Origin of the sequence: Streptomyces sp. NPDC048484, assembly GCF_040651415.1 — a bacterium.
Classification (GTDB): Bacteria; Actinomycetota; Actinomycetes; order Streptomycetales; family Streptomycetaceae; genus Streptomyces.
Genome location: NZ_JBEZJY010000026.1, coordinates 128238 through 146831, shown reverse-complemented (window position 1 = coordinate 146831; position 18594 = coordinate 128238). Strand labels below are relative to the sequence as shown.

General features: G+C 71.5%; 18 protein-coding genes. 8 read left to right on the top strand and 10 right to left on the bottom strand.

Going from position 1 to position 18594, the window contains the following annotated elements; genetic code table 11:
- Positions 1 to 116 precede the first annotated feature (116 nt).
- Both AB0D14_RS26150 and AB0D14_RS26145 read right to left on the bottom strand, forming a co-directional pair.
- Positions 117 to 941: a purine-nucleoside phosphorylase gene (locus tag AB0D14_RS26150; RefSeq protein WP_362783377.1), complete on the bottom strand. Its 825-nt coding sequence runs from the start codon at positions 939 to 941 to the stop codon at positions 117 to 119.
- Between the two features lie 121 nt (positions 942 to 1062).
- Positions 1063 to 1500: a gamma-glutamylcyclotransferase gene (locus AB0D14_RS26145; RefSeq protein WP_362783374.1), complete on the bottom strand. Its 438-nt coding sequence runs from the start codon at positions 1498 to 1500 to the stop codon at positions 1063 to 1065.
- A gap of 132 nt (positions 1501 to 1632) precedes the next feature.
- On the opposite strand from AB0D14_RS26145, the gene AB0D14_RS26140 reads away from it, so the two are divergent.
- On the top strand, positions 1633 to 3081 hold the full coding sequence (locus AB0D14_RS26140) for an NAD(P)H-quinone dehydrogenase (protein WP_362783371.1): 1449 nt from the start codon (positions 1633 to 1635) through the stop codon (positions 3079 to 3081).
- Positions 3082 to 3320: 239 nt separating this feature from the next.
- On the top strand, positions 3321 to 4283 hold the full coding sequence (locus tag AB0D14_RS26135; protein ID WP_362783368.1) for a DeoR/GlpR family DNA-binding transcription regulator: 963 nt from the start codon (positions 3321 to 3323) through the stop codon (positions 4281 to 4283).
- A 63-nt stretch (positions 4284 to 4346) separates the two neighbouring features.
- On the opposite strand, the gene AB0D14_RS26130 is transcribed toward AB0D14_RS26135, so the two are convergent.
- Together AB0D14_RS26130 and AB0D14_RS26125 are read right to left on the bottom strand one after the other, a co-directional pair.
- Positions 4347 to 4913: a TetR/AcrR family transcriptional regulator gene (locus tag AB0D14_RS26130; RefSeq protein WP_362783365.1), complete on the bottom strand. Its 567-nt coding sequence runs from the start codon at positions 4911 to 4913 to the stop codon at positions 4347 to 4349.
- Positions 4914 to 5108: 195 nt separating this feature from the next.
- Positions 5109 to 6881: a biotin carboxylase N-terminal domain-containing protein gene (locus tag AB0D14_RS26125; protein WP_362783362.1), complete on the bottom strand. Its 1773-nt coding sequence runs from the start codon at positions 6879 to 6881 to the stop codon at positions 5109 to 5111.
- Between the two features lie 389 nt (positions 6882 to 7270).
- Between AB0D14_RS26125 and AB0D14_RS26120 the strand changes: the two genes are divergently transcribed.
- Positions 7271 to 7798: a hypothetical protein gene (locus tag AB0D14_RS26120; protein ID WP_362783359.1), complete on the top strand. Its 528-nt coding sequence runs from the start codon at positions 7271 to 7273 to the stop codon at positions 7796 to 7798.
- A 68-nt stretch (positions 7799 to 7866) separates the two neighbouring features.
- Here AB0D14_RS26120 and AB0D14_RS26115 read toward each other — a convergent pair whose 3' ends face one another.
- From AB0D14_RS26115 to AB0D14_RS26100, 4 genes are all read right to left on the bottom strand, one after another.
- Complete coding sequence (locus AB0D14_RS26115; RefSeq protein ID WP_362783356.1) at positions 7867 to 8487, bottom strand: nucleoside triphosphate pyrophosphatase; 621 nt, start codon at positions 8485 to 8487, stop codon at positions 7867 to 7869.
- Positions 8488 to 8581: 94 nt separating this feature from the next.
- The gene (locus AB0D14_RS26110) at positions 8582 to 8710 is read right to left on the bottom strand and encodes a hypothetical protein (protein WP_362783354.1); all 129 of its coding nucleotides are present in this window, start codon (positions 8708 to 8710) and stop codon (positions 8582 to 8584) included.
- A 95-nt stretch (positions 8711 to 8805) separates the two neighbouring features.
- Positions 8806 to 9012: an acyl-CoA carboxylase epsilon subunit gene (locus AB0D14_RS26105; RefSeq protein WP_362783351.1), complete on the bottom strand. Its 207-nt coding sequence runs from the start codon at positions 9010 to 9012 to the stop codon at positions 8806 to 8808.
- Positions 9013 to 9071: 59 nt separating this feature from the next.
- Positions 9072 to 10670 carry an acyl-CoA carboxylase subunit beta gene (locus AB0D14_RS26100; protein WP_362783348.1) on the bottom strand — a complete coding sequence of 533 codons (1599 nt, stop codon included), beginning with the start codon at positions 10668 to 10670 and terminating at the stop codon, positions 9072 to 9074.
- Between the two features lie 110 nt (positions 10671 to 10780).
- Between AB0D14_RS26100 and AB0D14_RS26095 the strand changes: the two genes are divergently transcribed.
- Both AB0D14_RS26095 and AB0D14_RS26090 read left to right on the top strand, forming a co-directional pair.
- Positions 10781 to 11665: a biotin--[acetyl-CoA-carboxylase] ligase gene (locus tag AB0D14_RS26095; RefSeq protein ID WP_362783345.1), complete on the top strand. Its 885-nt coding sequence runs from the start codon at positions 10781 to 10783 to the stop codon at positions 11663 to 11665.
- A gap of 297 nt (positions 11666 to 11962) precedes the next feature.
- Positions 11963 to 13315, top strand: a complete 1353-nt coding sequence (locus AB0D14_RS26090; protein WP_362783342.1) for an adenylate/guanylate cyclase domain-containing protein — start codon at positions 11963 to 11965, stop codon at positions 13313 to 13315.
- Between the two features lie 13 nt (positions 13316 to 13328).
- Here the strand turns inward: AB0D14_RS26090 and AB0D14_RS26085 are convergent, their stop codons facing one another.
- Entirely contained in the window at positions 13329 to 14003 is a 675-nt protein-coding gene (locus AB0D14_RS26085; protein WP_362783339.1) for a hypothetical protein, read from the bottom strand.
- 330 nt (positions 14004 to 14333) lie between these two features.
- Positions 14334 to 15179: an enoyl-CoA hydratase-related protein gene (locus tag AB0D14_RS26080; protein WP_362783336.1), complete on the bottom strand. Its 846-nt coding sequence runs from the start codon at positions 15177 to 15179 to the stop codon at positions 14334 to 14336.
- Positions 15180 to 15302: 123 nt separating this feature from the next.
- Between AB0D14_RS26080 and AB0D14_RS26075 the strand changes: the two genes are divergently transcribed.
- The 3 genes from AB0D14_RS26075 to AB0D14_RS26065 all read left to right on the top strand — a co-directional run bounded on the left by AB0D14_RS26075 (position 15303) and on the right by AB0D14_RS26065 (position 18527).
- A complete protein-coding gene (locus tag AB0D14_RS26075) occupies positions 15303 to 16445 on the top strand; it encodes a diguanylate cyclase (RefSeq protein ID WP_362783333.1) in 1143 nt (380 codons plus the stop codon).
- A gap of 140 nt (positions 16446 to 16585) precedes the next feature.
- Positions 16586 to 18124, top strand: a complete 1539-nt coding sequence (gene hutH, locus AB0D14_RS26070) for a histidine ammonia-lyase (protein WP_362783404.1) — start codon at positions 16586 to 16588, stop codon at positions 18122 to 18124.
- A 199-nt stretch (positions 18125 to 18323) separates the two neighbouring features.
- Positions 18324 to 18527 carry a cold-shock protein gene (locus tag AB0D14_RS26065; protein WP_003969786.1) on the top strand — a complete coding sequence of 68 codons (204 nt, stop codon included), beginning with the start codon at positions 18324 to 18326 and terminating at the stop codon, positions 18525 to 18527.
- Positions 18528 to 18594 lie beyond the last annotated feature (67 nt).

Here is an 18594-nt window from a genome sequence, read left to right as displayed (position 1 = left end):
GGGCTGGTATACCAGCCCGTCCGGCGTTTGAGGACGAGGCCGTTCAGGCCGATGAGGGGGGTCTGGGGGCGCAGCCCCCAGGTACGGGTCGGGAAGGGGCGGCGGGGGCGGGGAACCTACAGCCGGTCCAGGACCTGGGTGAGCAGCGCTCCCATGTGGGCGGCGGAGTCGCGGCCCGCCTGGAGGACCTCCTCGTGGTTGAGGGGCTCCCCGGTCATCCCGGCGGCGAGGTTGGTCACGAGGGAGATACCGAGCACCTCCGCGCCGGCCTCACGCGCGGCGATGGCCTCAAGAGTGGTCGACATCCCGACCAGGTCCGCACCGATCGCCCGAGCCATCCGGATCTCGGCCGGCGTCTCGTAGTGCGGGCCGGGGAACTGCGCGTACACCCCCTCTTCGAGGGTCGCGTCGATCTCCTTGCACAGGGCCCGCAGCCGGGGCGAGTACAGATCCGTCAGGTCGACGAAGTTCGCGCCGACGATCGGGGACGCCGCCGTCAGGTTGATGTGGTCGCTGATGAGAACCGGCTGCCCGGGCCGCATGCCCTCGCGCAGACCACCGCAGCCGTTGGTCAGCACGATGGTCTTGCAGCCGGCGGCCACGGCCGTCCTGACGCCGTGCGCGACGGCGGCCACCCCGCGGCCCTCGTAGTAGTGGGTGCGGCCCAGGAACACCAGCGCACGCTTGTCGCCGCTCTGGTACGAGCGGACCTTGCCGCCGTGTCCCTCGACCGCCGGCGGCGGGAAACCGGGCAGGTCGGTGACCTGGAACTCGGCGTCGGGGGCGCCGAGGGCATCCACGGCCGGCGCCCAGCCGGAGCCCATCACGAGGGCGACGTCATGGGTCTCGGCGCCCGAGAGTTCCCGCAGGCGCGCGGCGGCGGCGTCGGCGGCGGCGTACGGGTCGCCCTGGATGTCGTCCGGAAGAAGAGATGCGTTCACGCGCATGAGGGTAGCCGCTTCGGGCCTACGCGCGTAGATGTTGGTGGTCGCGGGTTTGCGATCGTTGTCTTGTTGTTTCCGCCTGTTTCCGCCGGACCCCCGCGCGGGCGTGTCCCGTGCGTCAGCAGGGGCGCTTGCGCAGCTCCATCACGTAGTCGTGCGGGGCTCCCGCCGACTCCGCCGCGTCCGCGAGTTCGCCGAGGTAACGAGCCGAGGGCAGCCCTCCCTCGTAACCGTTGAGGACGTACAGCCACGCCGACTCCTCGCCCTCCAGCGTGTGGATCCGTACGCGCATCCGCCGGTAGATGTCGAGGCCGACACCCTCCCAGCGGTCCATGGACTCCTCGTCCGGGGGTGCGATGTCGTACAGCGCCACGAAGACCTGGGAGCGCGGGGCCTCGACGATGGTCGCCAGCGCGCCCTCCCAGCCCATGTGCTCGCCGCCGAACGTCAGCCGCCAGCCGCTGAGCCACCCTGTGGCGCGCAGCGGCGAGTGGGGAGCGCGGCGCGTCATGAGCCGCGGGTCGAGATTGCCGGCGTACGCGGCGTAGAGCGACATGGGACCGAGAGTACGGCAGCAGACGCATCTGACTCTCCCGTAACCGTGGCCTCGGTCCACGCGCCCGTGACACGCGCCCACGACACCCGGAGGGAGCCCCCGGGGCGGAAGTACCTTGGGGCGTGCGGGACAATGGAGTACGTGACTCGGATCGTGATCATTGGCGGCGGACCCGGCGGATACGAGGCGGCCCTGGTGGCCGCCCAACTCGGCGCGGAGGTGACCGTCGTCGACTGCGACGGTCTGGGCGGGGCGTCGGTGCTCACCGACTGCGTCCCGTCGAAGACCCTGATCGCGACGGCCGAGGTGATGACCACCTTCGACTCGTCGTACGAGGAACTGGGGATCATCGTCGCCGATGACACTCCTCACATCGACACGCCCGCGCGGGTCGTCGGTGTCGACCTCGGCAAGGTCAACCGCCGGGTGAAGCGGCTCGCGCTCGCCCAGTCCCACGACATCACGGCCTCCGTGACGCGGGCCGGGGCGCGGGTGCTGCGCGGTCGCGGACGGCTGGAAGGCATGCAGGGCCTGGACGGCTCGCGCAAGGTCGTCGTGCGCGCCGCGGACGGCAGCGAGGAGACACTCGTCGCCGACGCCGTGCTCATCGCCACCGGCGGGCACCCCCGTGAGCTGGCCGACGCGCAGCCGGACGGCGAGCGCATCCTGAACTGGACGCAGGTCTACGACCTGGACGAGCTCCCGGAGGAGCTCATCGTGGTCGGCTCCGGTGTCACCGGCGCCGAGTTCGCCGGTGCCTACCAGGCGCTCGGGTCGCGGGTCACGCTGGTTTCCAGTCGCGACCGCGTGCTGCCGGGCGAGGACCCGGACGCGGCGGCCGTCCTTGAGGACGTGTTCCGGCGGCGCGGCATGAACGTCATGGCCCGCTCGCGCGCCGCGTCCGCCAAGCGGGTGGGCGACCGCGTCGAGGTGACGCTCGCCGACGGCCGCGTCATCACCGGCTCGCACTGTCTGATGGCCGTCGGCGCCATTCCGAACAGCCACGGCATGGGCCTGGAGGAGGCCGGGGTCAAGGTCCAGGAGTCCGGGCACATCTGGACCGACAAGGTCTCCAGGACCACGGCCCCCGGCGTGTACGCGGCCGGTGACGTCACCGGGATCTTCGCGCTCGCCTCCGTGGCCGCCATGCAGGGCCGTATCGCCATGTACCACTTCCTCGGTGACGCGGTGGCCCCGCTCAACCTGAAGACGGTGTCGTCGAACGTCTTCACCGACCCCGAGATCGCCACCGTGGGGTACTCGCAGGCGGACGCCGACGGCGGCGTCATCGACGCCCGGGTCGTGAAACTGCCCCTGCTGCGCAACCCGCGCGCCAAGATGCAGGGCATCCGGGACGGCTTCGTGAAGATCTTCTGCCGTCCGGGCACCGGGATCGTCGTGGGCGGTGTGGTCGTCGCACCGCGCGCCTCGGAACTCATCCACCCGATCTCGCTCGCGGTCGACAACAACCTGACCGTCGAACAGGTCGCGAAGGCCTTCACCGTCTATCCGTCCCTGTCGGGCTCGATCGCCGAGGTGGCGCGGCAACTCCACACCCGCAAGAGCACGGGCGAGTCCTGACACGGGCTCTGAGGCCGAAGCGGTTCCCGAGGCGGTTCCCGGGGCGGTACCTGGGGTGGTTCCGCCGCTGGTCACGGGGGATCGCCGGCCCTCCGGTCACGGGGAGTCGCCGACCATTCGTGCGGCATAGGCGGAGTGATTAGGCGCATATACCACTCCGGGCCCTGCGGTGCTAACAATTTCTGTTATTCGGCGCAAACTGCTGAAAGCAGACGGCCCTTGGGGTTACTGTCAGTTTCGTGTTCGCTGCAGAACGTCGCCAATTGATCCTCGAAATGGTGCGAGCAAATGGAGCCGTGTCGCTCCGTGAGCTCGCCCGCGTCGTCCAGACCTCCGAAGTGACCGTACGGCGGGACGTGCGCGCACTGGAGGCAGAAGGACTCCTCGACCGCCGACACGGCGGTGCGGTATTGCCGGGCGGGTTCACGCGGGAGTCCGGCTTTCCGCAGAAATCTCATCTCGCGACCGCCGAGAAGACGGCCATCGCCGATCTCGCCGCGGGTCTCGTCGAAGAGGGCGAGGCCATTGTGGTGGGAGCGGGAACCACCACGCAGGAGCTGGCTCGCCGGCTGGCGCGGGTTCCGGGGCTGACCGTCGTCACCAACTCCCTGCTGGTGGCCCAGGCGTTGGCCCATGCCAACCGGGTGGAAGTCGTGATGACCGGCGGCACCCTGCGCGGTTCCAACTACGCCCTGGTGGGCAGCGGGGCGGAGCAGTCCCTCCAGGGACTGCGGGTCTCCCGGGCCTTCCTGTCGGGGAGCGGACTGACCGCGGAGCGCGGCCTGTCCACCTCCAACATGCTGTCGGCGTCCGTCGACCGCGCACTCGTCCAGGCTGCCGCCGAGGTTGTCGTCCTGGCCGACCACACCAAGCTCGGCACCGACACGATGTTCCAGACGGTGCCGACCGATGTGATCACCCGGCTGGTCACCGACGAGCCGCCGGCGCAGGACGATCGCGCGGCCACCGAACTGCAGGCCCTGGCTGACCAGGGCGTACAGATCGCGGTGGCCGGAGCCGCCGGCTCCGGCGGCGATACGGCCCCGGCGGGGCGCCAGCCGTCACGCCGGGACGTGCCGCTGCCGGGCCCCCGACGTGGCCAGGTGCCCGGCGGGGGACCACAGTTGCGCAGCGCCGCAGCGGTTCTGGGGGATCAGCCCCAGAGCGAGCGGGCGCGGGTCGCCGATCTGCGCAGACGCTGACCCTGCGGGGCCGGTGCGGAGCTGCTGACCCGGCGGGGCCGGTGCGGAGCTGACGGGCGGGCGTCAGGCCTTGACGCCCCGCAGGGTCAGCGCGAGCAGGCGGTCGGCCAACTCCGGGTCGCCCGGCGTCTCTTCGGCGGCCAGCGCGATCGCGCTGGTCAGCTGGAGCAGATCACCGATGGAGACATCGGTGCGTACGGCGCCCGCCTGCTGCGCCCGCGCGAGGAGGGCGCCGCCCGCCTCGCGCATCGGGCCGCTGCACCGAGCGAGCGCCGAGGCGTCGTCGTGCGAGGCCGACATGAGCGCACGCGACAGCCCGCGGTACTCACTCGCATGAGTGATGACGGCGCGCAGCCATGCCACGAGCGCCGTGCACGGCTGTGGGTCGTCGAGCAGTTCGCGCGAGCGGTTCAGCAGATCGCTCACCGCGTCCGCGAAGACCGCGTTCAGGAGCGCGTGGCGGTTCGGGAAGTGCCGGTACAGGGTGCCGATGCCGACGCCGGCACGCTTCGCCACGTCCTCCAGGGAGGCGTCGGCGCCGTTCTGGGCGAACGTGGCCCGTGCCTCGGCCACCAGCCGATCGTGGTTTCGACGGGCGTCGGCGCGCATCCCTCCGGGCGGGTTGGCCATGGTTCTGCCTGCCCTTTCTCGCGTCGGCCTCCGGTGGTCGGGGCGAAGCCCGTCTCGTCTGCCTTGTGACGGCCGTCCGAGGGCTGCGGGCCCGCTGTGGCTGGTCGCGCCCCGCGGCGGAGCCGCAAAATGTTACAGCCCCGCGCCCCTGAAGGGCGTGCCCCCGGGGGCACGCCCTTCAGAGGCCGACTGGGGTCAGTCCTTGATCTCGCAGATGACCGCGCCGGACGTGAGGGAGGCGCCGACCTCGGCGGCGAGGGCCTTGACGGTCCCCGAGCGGTGGGCGTTGAGGGGCTGTTCCATCTTCATGGCCTCCAGGACCACGATCAGGTCGCCCTCCTTGACCTCCTGGCCCTCCTCGACGGCCACCTTCACGATGGTGCCCTGCATCGGCGAGGCGAGAGTGTCGCCGGAGGCGGCCGGGCCGGACTTCTTGGCCGCGCGGCGCTTGGGCCTGGCGCCCGCCGCGAGCCCCGTACGGGCCAGGGACATGCCCAGCGAGACCGGCAGGGAGACCTCAAGGCGCTTGCCGCCGACCTCGACGACGACCGTCTCACGGCCCGGCTCGTCCTCCGTGTCGGAGTCCGCGGGAACGGTGAAGGCGGGGATCTCGTTGACGAACTCGGTCTCGATCCAGCGGGTGTGGACCGTGAAGGGGTCGGCGGAGCCGGTCAGTTCGGGTGCGAAGGCGGGGTCGGCGACCACCGCGCGGTGGAACGGGATGGCGGTCGCCATGCCCTCGACGGTGAACTCCTCCAGCGCACGGGCGGCCCGCCGCAGCGCCTGCTCACGGGTGGCGCCGGTGACGATCAGCTTGGCGAGCAGCGAGTCCCAGGCAGGGCCGATCACACTGCCGGTCTCCACGCCCGCGTCCAGGCGCACACCCGGTCCCGACGGCGGGGCGAAGAGGGTCACGGTGCCGGGGGCGGGCAGGAAGCCACGGCCCGGGTCCTCGCCGTTGATACGGAACTCGAAGGAATGGCCGCGCAGCGGCGGGTCGTCGTAGCCCAGTTCCTCGCCGTCGGCGATACGGAACATCTCACGGACCAGGTCGATGCCGGAGACCTCCTCGGTGACCGGGTGCTCCACCTGCAGACGGGTGTTGACCTCCAGGAAGGAGATCGTGCCGTCCGTGCCGACCAGGAACTCGACGGTGCCGGCGCCGACGTACCCGGCCTCCTTGAGGATCGCCTTGGAGGAGGCGTACAGCTCGGCCACCTGGGCGTCGGAGAGGAACGGCGCGGGCGCCTCCTCGACCAGCTTCTGGTGGCGGCGCTGGAGGGAGCAGTCACGGGTGGAGACGACCACCACGTTGCCGTGCGAGTCGGCCAGGCACTGCGTCTCCACGTGGCGGGGCTTGTCGAGGTAGCGCTCGACGAAGCACTCTCCGCGGCCGAAGGCGGCGACGGCCTCGCGGACCGCGGAGTCGAACAGCTCCGGAACTTCCTCCAGGGTGCGGGCCACCTTCAGACCGCGGCCGCCACCGCCGAAGGCGGCCTTGATGGCGATGGGCAGACCGTGCTCCTGCGCGAAGGCGACGACCTCGTCGGCGCCGGCCACCGGGTCCGGTGTACCGGCGACCAGCGGCGCGCCGGCGCGCTGGGCGATGTGTCGGGCCGCCACCTTGTCACCGAGGTCGCGGATCGCCTGCGGAGGCGGGCCGATCCAGACCAGCCCGGCGTCGAGGACGGCCTGGGCGAAGTCGGCGTTCTCGGAGAGGAAGCCGTATCCGGGATGGATCGCGTCCGCTCCGGAGTCCTTGGCGGCCTGGAGCACCTTGGCGATGTCGAGGTAACTGCTCGCGGGGGTGTCACCGCCCAGCGCGAACGCCTCGTCGGCGGCGCGCACATGCAGCGCGTCCCGGTCCGGGTCGGCGTACACCGCCACGCTCGCGATACCGGCGTCTCGGCACGCCCGAGCGACACGAACAGCGATTTCGCCACGGTTGGCGATCAACACCTTGCGCACGTTGGCTCCCTCTCCTGGAAACAAGCCGAGTTTAGGGACTGCCGACACGACGTTTCGACCCGTCCCCGATGGTGAGCTTGCCCACACAGAGCGTGATACAAGGCCTGCTCGCCCGGGAAATCCCTTGGCGCACCTCGGTACGCAGGGGGCTTGCCTTGAACTCTAGCCTTCCGATGTGGTCAAGGTCTCTGTGAGGGCGTGCTGCGCGCCACTCCGTTTCTTTGTGGAGACCCTACGAATGGTCCAACGATTCTTTGCCCTCCGCAGATCCCTTGTACCCGGGTTTACTCGTTAGTAGCGTGCTCGCTGTCGTACAGATACTTGAGGTAACAGAAGTAACGGAAGTACAGAGCCCTGCTCGGGCGGACGTCGAAAGTGGGTGGGGGCCGGTGTTCCGTAGGCCGGTGGCGTGCGTGACCGCGATCGTGCTCTTCGTGGAAGCGGTGGGCATCGCGTTGGTCAACTGGTTCATGGGGGTCGTGGTCGACCGGCAGGACATGTCCCTGGCGGGGCTCGACCCGGACGTGATGTCCACGTCCTCGAAGGCCGCCGGGCTGCTCTTCGGCCTCTACTTCGCGCTCTGCGGCTTCACCGCGCTGCGCGTCGCCCTGCGCGACCGCCCGCCCGCCGGCCTCGGCCGCATCCTGCTGATCAGCGCGGCGGTGGTGCACGGCCTGCTCGGCGCGTTCACGGTCGGCCTGGTGGGCTGGGGCGCGTTCGCCTTCATGATGGTCGTGCTCGGACTGATCGTGCTCATCTTCATGGCGTACGACCGCCGGGAGGCCGCCGAGTCCGACGCGAAACGGGACAGCGGCCCGGTGAACGGCGGTCCGGCGGACGGCGGCCCGGTGAGCGGTGGCGGAGGCGGTGGCGGGGCGCCGGTCGTGCCGCCACCCCCGGCGCCCTCGACCTCCTGACAGGCCTCCCGCGCCACCACGGTCTCCGCGTCACCACGGTCTCCCTGCGTCGCCATGGCCCTCTCGGGTCACTTCTCGCGCGGGGCCCACAACTCCGTGATGCCGACGCCCAGTTCGGCCAGCAGGCGGCGTACCAGCGGCAACGAGATCCCGATGACGTTGCCGTGGTCGCCGTCGATGCCGTCGACGAACGGGGCCGAGCGGCCGTCGAGCGTGAACGCCCCGGCGACGTGGAGCGGCTCGCCCGAAGCGACGTACGCGGCGATCTCGGCGTCGGTCGGCTCGCCGAAACGGACGACGGTGGACGCGACCCCCGACGTGTGGCGGCCGGCCGCCGTGTCCCACACGCAGTGGCCGGTCTGCAGGGTGCCCGCCCGGCCGCGCATCGTCTTCCAGCGCGCGGTCGCCTCCTCGGCGTCGGCCGGTTTCCCGTACGCCACGCCGTCCAGTTCGAGCACCGAGTCGCAGCCGATGACCAGCGCGCCGCCGGCCTCGGGCCGCGCCGCCACCACGGACGCCTTGGCCTCGGCGAGGGCGAGCGCCAGTTCGGCGGGGGACGGAGCGGTCACGGCGTCCTCGTCGACCCCGCTGACGATGACCTCCGGGGCGAGTCCGGCCTGCCGCAGCAGTCCGAGCCGGGCGGGGGACTGCGAGGCGAGAACGAGCCGGCGGCGTGGCTGATCAGTCATGCGGTCAGCGTATCGGCGGCGCCGCGGCGGCTCACCTCGGCCCGGGTTCACATCGGCCCGGGTTCACCTCAGGCCGGGTTCATATCGGCCGGGTTCACATCAGGCCGAGGATGATCATCGCGACCACCGCAGCCAGCGCCATGAGAACGCCGAGCCGCCGCAACATGTCCTGCATGTCACGCAGTTCCTTCGGCGGCTCGTTCTCCGGGTCGGACCACAGCATGCTTCCGATCCTGGCTCCGGCAGGGCTCCGGACGCCTGAGTACGCGTACTCATCTTGGAGTGGGACGCCCTGGTTGTACTGACCCGTGACAGGCCCTAGCGGGGCCAGAAGGAGTGGGCCCAGGATTTCGGGCCCGGGGCCGGCAGGGGGTTCTGTGCGACGCGGGACGGGTCCGACCACGCGTTCCGTTCCTGTCCCGCGCCGGACGGGGCCGTTGCGACCGCCGCGGCGCGGGCCTGGACCACCGCCAGTGCGGCGGCCAGCTCCTCCGGAGTCGGGTTGCCCCGTATGACCTTGATCATGACCGTCCCGTTCCCGTTCTCGATCGGCGTACTACGACAGGGCCCAGTACGAGCAGGGCCTAGAGGGGGATGTTGCCGTGCTTCTTCGGCGGCAGGGACTCCCGCTTGCTGCGCAGCGACCGCAGGCCGCGTACGACGTGGGAGCGGGTGTCGGACGGCAGGATCACGCCGTCGACATAACCGCGCTCGGCCGCCGCGTAGGGGTTGAGCAGCGTGTCCTCGTACTCCCGGATCAGGCGGGCACGGGTGGCTTCCCGCTCGGTCTCGGGGGATGCCGCGATGGTGCGCCGGTGCAGGACGTTCACCGCGCCCTGCGCGCCCATCACGGCGATCTGGGCTGTCGGCCAGGCCAGGTTGAGGTCCGCGCCCAGGTGCTTGGAGCCCATGACGTCGTACGCGCCGCCGAAGGCCTTGCGGGTGATGACCGTGATCAGGGGGACCGTGGCCTCCGCGTACGCGTAGATCAGCTTGGCGCCGCGGCGGATGATGCCGGTGTGTTCCTGGTCGACACCGGGGAGGAAGCCGGGGACGTCCACGAACGTGATGACGGGGACGTTGAAGGCGTCGCAGGTGCGGACGAAGCGGGCGGCCTTCTCGCTCGCGTCGATGTCCAGGCAGCCCGCGAACTGCATCGGCTGGTTGGCGACGATGCCCACCGGGTGCCCCTCCACACGGCCGAAGCCGGTGAGGATGTTCGGCGCGAACAGCGGCTGCGTCTCGAAGAACTCGGAGTCGTCCAGGACGTGTTCGATCACCGTGTGCATGTCGTACGGCTGGTTCGCGCTGTCCGGGATCAGCGTGTCGAGCTCGCGGTCCTCGTCCGTCGCGGCCAGGTCCGCCTCCTCCGGGAAGGCGGGCGGCTCACTGAGATTGTTCGACGGAAGGTAGGAGAGCAGCGACTTGACGTACTCGATCGCGTCCTTCTCGTCGCCCGCCATGTGATGGGCCACGCCCGACACCGCGTTGTGCGTGCGCGCGCCGCCCAGCTCCTCGAAGCCGACGTCCTCGCCGGTGACCGTCTTGATGACGTCGGGTCCGGTGATGAACATGTGCGAGGTCTGGTCCACCATGACGGTGAAGTCGGTGATGGCGGGGGAGTAGACCGCGCCGCCCGCGCACGGCCCGACAACCAGACTGATCTGCGGGATCACGCCCGAGGCGTGGGTGTTGCGGCGGAAGATCTCGCCGTACATGCCGAGCGCCGCGACGCCCTCCTGGATGCGGGCGCCGCCCGAGTCGTTGATGCCGATGACCGGACAGCCGGTCTTCAGCGCGAAGTCCATCACCTTCATGATCTTCTGGCCGTAGACCTCGCCGAGAGCGCCGCCGAAGACCGTGAAGTCCTGGGAGAACACGGCGACCGGCCGGCCGTCCACCGTGCCGTAGCCGGTCACGACCCCGTCCCCGTACGGGCGGTTGTCCTCCAGGCCGAAGTCCGTCGAGCGGTGCTGCGCGAACTCGTCGAACTCGACGAACGAACTCTCGTCCATCAGCAGCCCGATCCGCTCGCGAGCCGTCAACTTGCCCTTGGCGTGCTGCTTTTCGACGGCACGTGCCGAGCCGGCGTGCGTCGCCTCGTCGATGCGGCGCCGCAGATCCGCGAGCTTGCCCGCGGTGGTGTGGAGGTCGGTCTCATGCTGCTGTTCCGGCTCGGACATCGGGATGCGGCTCCCTGCGTGCTCAGAAGGGGGGATGGCTACTCATCCGTAGCGTAGTGGCGTGCCTACGGTTCGGCAGTGCGGCGTTTACCACACCTAGGGTGGGTTGCATGACGCCGCGAGATGACTCAGACGCGAACAGCAATCGGTGGTCCGACCTGGACCGTCCGCCGCTCAACGCCGTGGCGCTGCGCCGCGCGCTCGTGCGGGACGGGGGGCTCTGGTCCGACGTCCAGGTGGTGGCCCACACCGGTTCCACCAACTCCGATCTCGTCGCCTTCGCCACGGACGGCAAGGCGGAGGAGGGCGCGGTCCTGGTCGCCGAGGAGCAGGACGCCGGGCGGGGGCGTCTCGATCGGCAGTGGACGGCGCCCGCCCGTTCGGGCCTCTTCTTCTCCGTCCTGCTGAAGCCTGTCGGGGTCCCCGTCGAGCGGTGGGGCTGGCTGCCGCTCCTCACCGGGGTCGCGATGGCGACGGGGCTCTCGCGGTCGGCCGGTGTGGACATCGCGCTGAAGTGGCCCAACGACCTGTTGGTGACGGTGGAGGGCGAGGAGCGCAAGGCCGGCGGCATCCTCGCCGAGCGCGCCGGTACCGACGCGGTCGTCGTCGGCGTCGGCATCAACGTCACGCTGCGCGCGGACGAGCTGCCGGTGCCGGGCGCCGGCTCGCTGGTCCTCGCGGGAGCGGAGACCACGGACCGCGACACGATCCTGCGGACCGTCCTCCGGTCGTTCGAGCAGTGGTTCGAGAAATGGCGGAGTGTGGCGGGTGACCCTGCCGCGTCCGGCCTCCAGGACACGTACGCGGCGGGGTGCTCGACGCTCGGGCGGGTGGTGCGGGCCGAGCTGCCCGGTGGCAAATCGATCACCGGGGAGGCGGTGGCCGTCGACGGCGACGGACGGCTGGTGCTGGCCACGGAGGAGGGTGTGCAGCAGCCCGTGGGAGCGGGCGACATCGTGCACCTGCGTCCGGCGGGATCCCCGGGCGGCGAGTGACGGACAGGCGGCGAGTGACGGACAGGCGACGAGCGGCGGACAGGCCTGGGGTGGCGGACAGGCCTGAGGTGACGGGCGGACCCGGAGGGGTACGCGGGGTGTGAGGGGCCTGTTCGTGCTGGTGGTGAGCAAGGGGCGCACCCGGGCCGTACGACAGGGAGTGGTTCGCCGTGCGTACGTGTGCGGAGTGGGCCACGGGCCGTCCGGCGTCGGCAGTCGGGAGTGAGCCACAGCACACCTGCCGTAGAGTTGAGTCCGGTCGATACCTGACCGCGGCAGATCGGAAGGGCAGCAGGCGTGACGGTCGACGACAGCGGTTCGGGCACGCATGAACCCGCCTCCGACGGTGGGCCCGGAGAGTCCGGTGAATCCGGTGAGCCGAGGCGTGCCGCCGGGTCTGTCGCCGACACGGAGGCCGCACGGGTCGACCGCGCAGAGGCGCACGCGCGCGTTGAGGAAGTTGAGGAAGAGGAACAGCACCCAGTGGACGCGCAGGACGGCCGGACCACGGCCGCTGACCGGACGGATCCGCGAGACCGGACAGATCCGCGAGGCCGGGCGGACGCGCAGGACAGCCGCACCGACCAGCCCGACGCCGAGTCCGACGAGGACCCGCTGGCGCTGCGGCTCGAACAGCTCATCCTCGGTGCCGAGCGGCGCTACACCCCCTTCCAGGCGGCCCGCAGCGCGGGCGTCTCCATGGAGCTGGCCTCCCGTTTCTGGCGGGCCATGGGCTTCGCCGACATCGGGCAGGCCAAGGCCCTCACGGAGGCGGACGTACTGGCCCTGCGGCGGCTGGCCGGTCTGGTCGAGGCCGGGCTGCTCAGCGAGGCCATGGCGGTCCAGGTCGCCCGTTCCACCGGCCAGACCACCGCCCGGCTGGCCGAGTGGCAGATCGACTCCTTCCTGGAGGGCCTCACCGAGCCTCCGGAGCAGGGCATGACGCGCACCGAGGTCACGTACCCCCTCATGGAGCTGCTGCTCCCCGAGCTGGAGGAGTTCCTCGTCTACGTCTGGCGGCGCCAGCTCGCCGCCGCGACCGGCCGCGTCGTACAGGCCGCGGACGACGAGGAGATGGTGGACCGGCGGCTGGCCGTCGGCTTCGCGGACCTCGTCGGATTCACGCGGCTGACCCGGCGTATGGAGGAGGAGGAACTCGGCGAACTCGTGGAGGCCTTCGAGACCACCGCCGCCGATCTGGTCGCCGCGCACGGGGGACGGCTCGTCAAGACCCTGGGCGACGAAGTGCTGTACGCGGCCGACGACGCGGGTGTCGCCGCCGAGATCGCGCTGCGCCTGATCGAGACCATGGCCAACGACGAGACGATGCCCGAACTGCGCGTGGGCATCGCCTTCGGCACGGTGACCACGCGCATGGGCGATGTGTTCGGCACCACCGTGAACCTCGCGTCCAGGCTGACCTCGATAGCTCCCAAGGACGCGGTCCTGGTCGACGGAGCTTTCGCGCAGGAGCTCATCCGGACGGGCGACGCACCCGCTTCCGAGGCCGTGGCCGTGGAGGAGGCCATCGCTGCGGAGAAGGAGGGCGAGGAACCGCCGGCGTACCGCTTCGGGCTCCAGCCGATGTGGCAGCGGGCGGTTCGCGGCCTGGGCGTGGTCGAACCCTGGCTGATGAGCCGCAGGAACTGAGCGCGGCGCCGCTTCAGCGGTGGGTGGCGCCGTCGATGCACAGGCCCACGACCGGTACGCAGATTCCGCCCGGGCCGCCCGAGCTGCCCGGCGAGGAGTCCTGGGGCGGGTTCGCCGGTGTCGGCGTCCGGGCGGGTGCCGAGGGTCCGGGGGCGGGGCGTCGGGGGGCCGGCTGCCGGGCGGCGTCTGCCGGAGGTGCGCCGAGGGTGGGCTGTGCGCCCCGGACGGGGCCGGCGGGTGCGGGCAGCCGGTAGTGGGCGGCGCGGTCGGCCGGTCTTGCCCGTGCCGCCGGGTTCGCCGGCCCTGACGTCGGTGTCGCGGTGGTCGTCGGTGTTGTCGATGTCTGCGGGTTTCCCGCGCTGGTCGTCGCGGAAGGGGACGCGTTCGCCGTCCCGGCCGCGGCTGCCGGTTGTTCCGCTCCCGCTCCCGCGTCGGTCCGTGCCGTGTCCTCGGTGCCGGCCCCGCTGGGTTCGAGGTCCGTGGCCTCCACGCTTCGGCCGTCGGCCGACGGATCGGGGACGGTCAGCCGCAGCACGGTCAGCGCGCCGGCGGCCAGGGCGAGGCCGCCGGCCGCGAAGAGCATGCGGCGAGGACGGGGTTTGCGGTGGCGGCCACGGGGCCCCGGCAGGGTCGGCTCCGGTGTGACCGTCTCCGTCTCTGTCTTCGAGTTCGTCGCCGTGTCCGGCATGCAGATTCCTCCCCGGCGCGGGCACCCCCCGGCGCGCTGTTCGCGGTGGGCAGGTTATGTGTGTCTTGGGGACGTTCAGGTGATAGATGGCGACACATCACCCGAACGGGGATTTCGCAGGCCGCAAGATCAGCCTCTCCGGCGCTTGAGGAGCGGGGGTCGGGGCCGCCCCCCGAACGCGACGGGAAGGAGGCCGCCCCGAACGCGACGGGAAACGGGACGGGAAGAGGAGGCGGGGGCGAGAAAACCCTCCCGGGCCACTCCGGGCCACTCCGGACTGCTCCCGGCCTGTCCCCGTGCTACAGCGGACTGCTCCTGGCCTGTCCCGGGCTACTCCCCGGGCCACTCCGGCCGGCGCTTCTCGTTGAAGGCGGCGACCCCCTCCGCCCGGTCGCCGGAGAAGGCGACCGATCGCCACGCCGCGTCCTCGATCTCAAGGCCCGTCCGAAGATCGAGCCCGTGCCCCAGCCGCAGCGCCCGCTTGGCCGCCCGGAGCCCCACCGGCGAGTTGCCGGCGATGCGCCCCGCAAGCGCCAGCGCCTCCGTGCGGTCCTGGCCGTCGGCGACCAGGCTGTCGACCAGCCCCAGCTCCCTCGCCTCCTCGGCCGCCACCCGCCGCGCCGAGAAGATCAGCTCGGCCGCCCGTGCCGCACCCACCCGGCGCGGCAGCAGCTGTGTACCGCCGCCCCCGGGGATGACGCCGACCGACACCTCGGGCAGGCCCACCACGGCCGTGCCGTCCGCCACGATCAGGTCGCAGGCCAGGGCCAGCTCGAAGCCGCCGCCCAGCGCGAAGCCGTGCACCGCGGCCACGGTGGGCATCGGGAGTTCCAGCACACCGGTGTACGCCGCCCGTGCGACGGGACGCTGACGGATCAGCTCGGCGTCCGTGAGGGAGTTGCGCTCCTTGAGGTCGGCGCCGACACAGAAGGCCCGCTCGTGGGTCGAGGTCAGCACCACCACGCGTACGTCCCGGTCGGTGGCCAGCGCCTCGCACGCCGCGGCGATCGAGCGGGCCATCTCGGACGACACGGCGTTCATGGCCTTGGGCCGGTCGAGGGAGAGTTCCGCGATGTACGACGCGTGACGCCGCACCGCCACGTACTCCCCGAACCGCCGCTCCGCGCCCTGCTCGCCGCCCTGGTCGCGGTCCTGGTCGCCGTCCTGCTCCGTCATGGCACCCTCCCGGTTAACGCGAGTTAACTTCCGGGGCGGATCATTCCAGTCGGCTGTCTTCAGGGAAAGGCCCGCCTCGGGTTCAACATCCCAAAACCACACAAAACTACCTAACATAGTGTGATGGGTGGTGACGATGTGCGGCTGAGGGCCGTGGTGGCACTGGCGCAGGGCATGGCGGCCGCGCACGCCCCGAGGGAGTCGTGGCGCGCGGCGGCGGCCGGGGCCTGCCGGGCGCTGGGCGGAAGCTTCGCGGCGCTGTCCGTGTGGGAGCGGGAGCTGGGGCGGCTGCGGGTCCTGGTGAACACGGGGGAGCGGGCCCGGGACGAGGAGGAGTTCCCGGAGCACGAGGCGTACCCCGTGTACCAGTTCCCCGAGATCACCGAGTTCCTGCACGAGCGCTGGGTGGGTGGCGGCGAGCCCGACGCCTGGGTCGAGACGGCGGACGGCCTCGCCGCGGGGCACGCCGAGTACTGCCACCAGCGCGTGGCCGCGCTCCGGCGGCGCGGGCGCGGTTGCTGCGTCGTCGCGCCGATCGTCCTGCACGGACGGGCCTGGGGTGAGCTGTACGTCGCCCGCCCGGCCGGCGCCCCCGTCTTCGGGCGGGACGACGCCGACTTCGCGACCGTCCTCGCCTCCGTGGTCGCCGCCGGGATCGCACAGACCGAACGTCTGGAGGAGGCCCGGCGACTCGCCTTCACCGACGCGCTCACCGGTCTCGCCAACCGCCGGGCCGTGGACATGCGTCTGGACGAGGCCATCGAGCGCCACCGTGCCCAGGGTGCGGTCGTGAGTCTGGTGGTGTGTGACCTGAACGGCCTCAAGCACGTCAACGACACTCAGGGGCACGCCGTCGGCGACCGGCTCCTGGAGCGCTTCGGGTCGGTGTTGTCCCTGTGTGGCGCGATGCTTCCCGGCACGCTCGCGGCCCGTCTCGGCGGTGACGAGTTCTGCCTGCTCGCGGTGGGCCCCGCCGCCGACGAGGTGGTGCGCGTCGCCGACGAACTCTGCCGCCGCGCGGCCGAGCTGGAACCCGGGGAGGGTGTCGCGTGCGGGATCGCCTCGACGGGGGACCCTCTCGGGCCCGTCCGCTCGGCCCGCCGCCTCTTCCGCCTCGCCGACGCGGCCCAGTACCGCGCCAAGGCCGTACGCGCCGCGAACCCCGTCGTCGCCGGCCGGGAGGGCCCCGACGACCCCGTCGTACGCCTCGCCGACGCACCCCCGCCCGCGGCGGCCGAGCGCCGGAGGTTCCGCGGCCGTCGGTAGGCCCCGGGAGGTCGCGGGAGGTCGCGGGAGGTCCCGTACGGAGGCCGTATGGAGGCCGAACGGGTGGCGAAGGTAAGGACCCAACCCGGCATCCGCTAGTGACACCATCGCATTCACTGCGTACGCTCCTGAATATGGATATGCATACTGTGGTGGTGGGGACGACCGGTGTCACCGCGTCCGACGTTCTCGCCGTGGCGCGCGGCGGCGCCCGGGTCGAGCTCTCCGGCGAGGCGGTGGCGGCGCTCGCCGCGGCCCGCGAGATCGTGGAGGCGCTGGCGGCCAAACCGGAGCCCGTGTACGGCGTCTCCACCGGCTTCGGAGCCCTCGCGACCCGGCACATCAGCCCCGAGCTGCGGGCTCAGCTGCAGCGCAACATCGTGCGGTCGCACGCCGCCGGGATGGGCCCGCGCGTCGAGCGCGAGGTCGTCCGGGCCCTGATGTTCCTGCGGCTGAAGACCGTCTGCTCCGGCCGCACCGGTGTGCGCCCGTCCGTCGCGCAGACCATGGCCGACATCCTCAACGCCGGCATCACGCCGGTCGTCCACGAGTTCGGCTCGCTCGGCTGCTCCGGCGACCTCGCGCCGCTCTCCCACTGCGCCCTGACGCTGATGGGCGAGGGGGACGCCGAGGGCCCGGACGGCGAGGTCCGCCCGGCCGGGGAACTGCTCGCCGCGCACGGCATCGAGCCCGTCGAGCTGCGCGAGAAGGAGGGGCTGGCCCTCCTCAACGGCACCGACGGCATGCTCGGCATGTTGCTCATGGCCCTCGCCGACCTCGACACCCTCTACAAGTCCGCCGACATCACGGCGGCCCTCAGCCTGGAGGCGCTCCTCGGGACCGACAGCGTCCTCGCCCCCGAATTGCACGCCATCCGGCCGCACCCCGGCCAGAGCGCCAGCGCCGCCAACATGCTGGCCGTGCTGAAGGGGTCGGAACTCACCGGTCACCACCAGGACGACGCCCCGCGGGTCCAGGACGCGTACTCGGTGCGCTGTGCCCCGCAGGTCGCGGGCGCCGGCCGCGACACCATGGCGCACGCCCGGCTGGTCGCCGACCGTGAGCTGGCCGCCGCCGTCGACAACCCGGTCGTCCTGCCCGACGGGCGCGTCGAGTCGAACGGCAACTTCCACGGCGCCCCGGTCGCGTACGTGCTGGACTTCCTCGCGATCGCCGCAGCGGACCTCGGCTCCATCGCCGAGCGTCGCACGGACCGGCTCCTCGACAAGAACCGCTCGCACGGCCTGCCGCCCTTCCTCGCGGACGACGCGGGCGTCGACTCCGGCCTGATGATCGCGCAGTACACCCAGGCCGCCCTGGTCAGCGACATGAAGCGGCTCGCCGTGCCGGCCTCCGCCGACTCCATCCCGTCCTCCGCGATGCAGGAGGACCACGTCTCGATGGGCTGGTCGGCCGCCCGCAAGCTCCGTACGGCCGTCGACAACCTGACCCGCGTCGTCGCCATCGAGCTGTACGCCGCCACGCGCGCCGTCGAACTGCGCGCCGGCCTCACTCCGGCGCCGGCCTCGCAGGCCGCCATCGCCGCCGCCCGGGCCGCCGGAGTGGCGGGCCCGGGACCGGACCGCTTCCTCGCCCCGGACCTGGCCGCGGCTGACGCCTTCGTGCGCGGCGGACACCTGGTCGAGGCCGTGGAGCCCGTGACGGGCCCGTTGGCGTAGGGGCTGCCCCAGGGGGCTGCTGGGCCATCAGGGCGGGGCCGTCGTGGCAACAGCAGCCCCGCCTTGTTGTGTGCTAGAGTTCTCAGCGAAACGTTTTTGGTACCCATTAACTTGTGCGCCTGAAAGGAATCCTCTCTCAGGCGCGTTTTGTTTTTCCGGTCATTTCCGGATGGGAGCCACCTATCCAAGGAGAAATGACATGGCTACTGGCACCGTGAAGTGGTTCAACTCGGAAAAGGGCTTCGGCTTCATTGAGCAGGACGGCGGCGGCGCCGACGTCTTCGCCCATTACTCCAACATCGCCACCTCGGGCTTCCGTGAGCTGCAGGAGGGCCAGAAGGTCTCCTTCGACGTCACGCAGGGTCAGAAGGGCCCGCAGGCGGAGAACATCGTCCCCGCCTAATTCCGGGACGCGCGCTACGCGAGCCGGGGTCCGCACCTTCGGGTGCGGGCCCCGGCTTGTGCTGTCC

Coding starts and splice junctions, on each gene's coding strand:
- AB0D14_RS26100 (WP_362783348.1), bottom strand. CDS start 10,670: ATGTCCGAGCCGGAACAGCAGCATGAGACCGACCTCCACACCACCGCG.
- AB0D14_RS26075 (WP_362783333.1), top strand. CDS start 15,303: ATGGGTGGTGACGATGTGCGGCTGAGGGCCGTGGTGGCACTGGCGCAG.
- AB0D14_RS26095 (WP_362783345.1), top strand. CDS start 10,781: ATGACGCCGCGAGATGACTCAGACGCGAACAGCAATCGGTGGTCCGAC.
- hutH (WP_362783404.1), top strand. CDS start 16,586: ATGCATACTGTGGTGGTGGGGACGACCGGTGTCACCGCGTCCGACGTT.
- AB0D14_RS26130 (WP_362783365.1), bottom strand. CDS start 4,913: ATGGCCAACCCGCCCGGAGGGATGCGCGCCGACGCCCGTCGAAACCAC.
- AB0D14_RS26115 (WP_362783356.1), bottom strand. CDS start 8,487: ATGACTGATCAGCCACGCCGCCGGCTCGTTCTCGCCTCGCAGTCCCCC.
- AB0D14_RS26065 (WP_003969786.1), top strand. CDS start 18,324: ATGGCTACTGGCACCGTGAAGTGGTTCAACTCGGAAAAGGGCTTCGGC.
- AB0D14_RS26110 (WP_362783354.1), bottom strand. CDS start 8,710: ATGCTGTGGTCCGACCCGGAGAACGAGCCGCCGAAGGAACTGCGTGAC.
- AB0D14_RS26145 (WP_362783374.1), bottom strand. CDS start 1,500: ATGTCGCTCTACGCCGCGTACGCCGGCAATCTCGACCCGCGGCTCATG.
- AB0D14_RS26080 (WP_362783336.1), bottom strand. CDS start 15,179: ATGACGGAGCAGGACGGCGACCAGGACCGCGACCAGGGCGGCGAGCAG.
- AB0D14_RS26140 (WP_362783371.1), top strand. CDS start 1,633: ATGGAGTACGTGACTCGGATCGTGATCATTGGCGGCGGACCCGGCGGA.
- AB0D14_RS26105 (WP_362783351.1), bottom strand. CDS start 9,012: ATGATCAAGGTCATACGGGGCAACCCGACTCCGGAGGAGCTGGCCGCC.
- AB0D14_RS26085 (WP_362783339.1), bottom strand. CDS start 14,003: ATGCCGGACACGGCGACGAACTCGAAGACAGAGACGGAGACGGTCACA.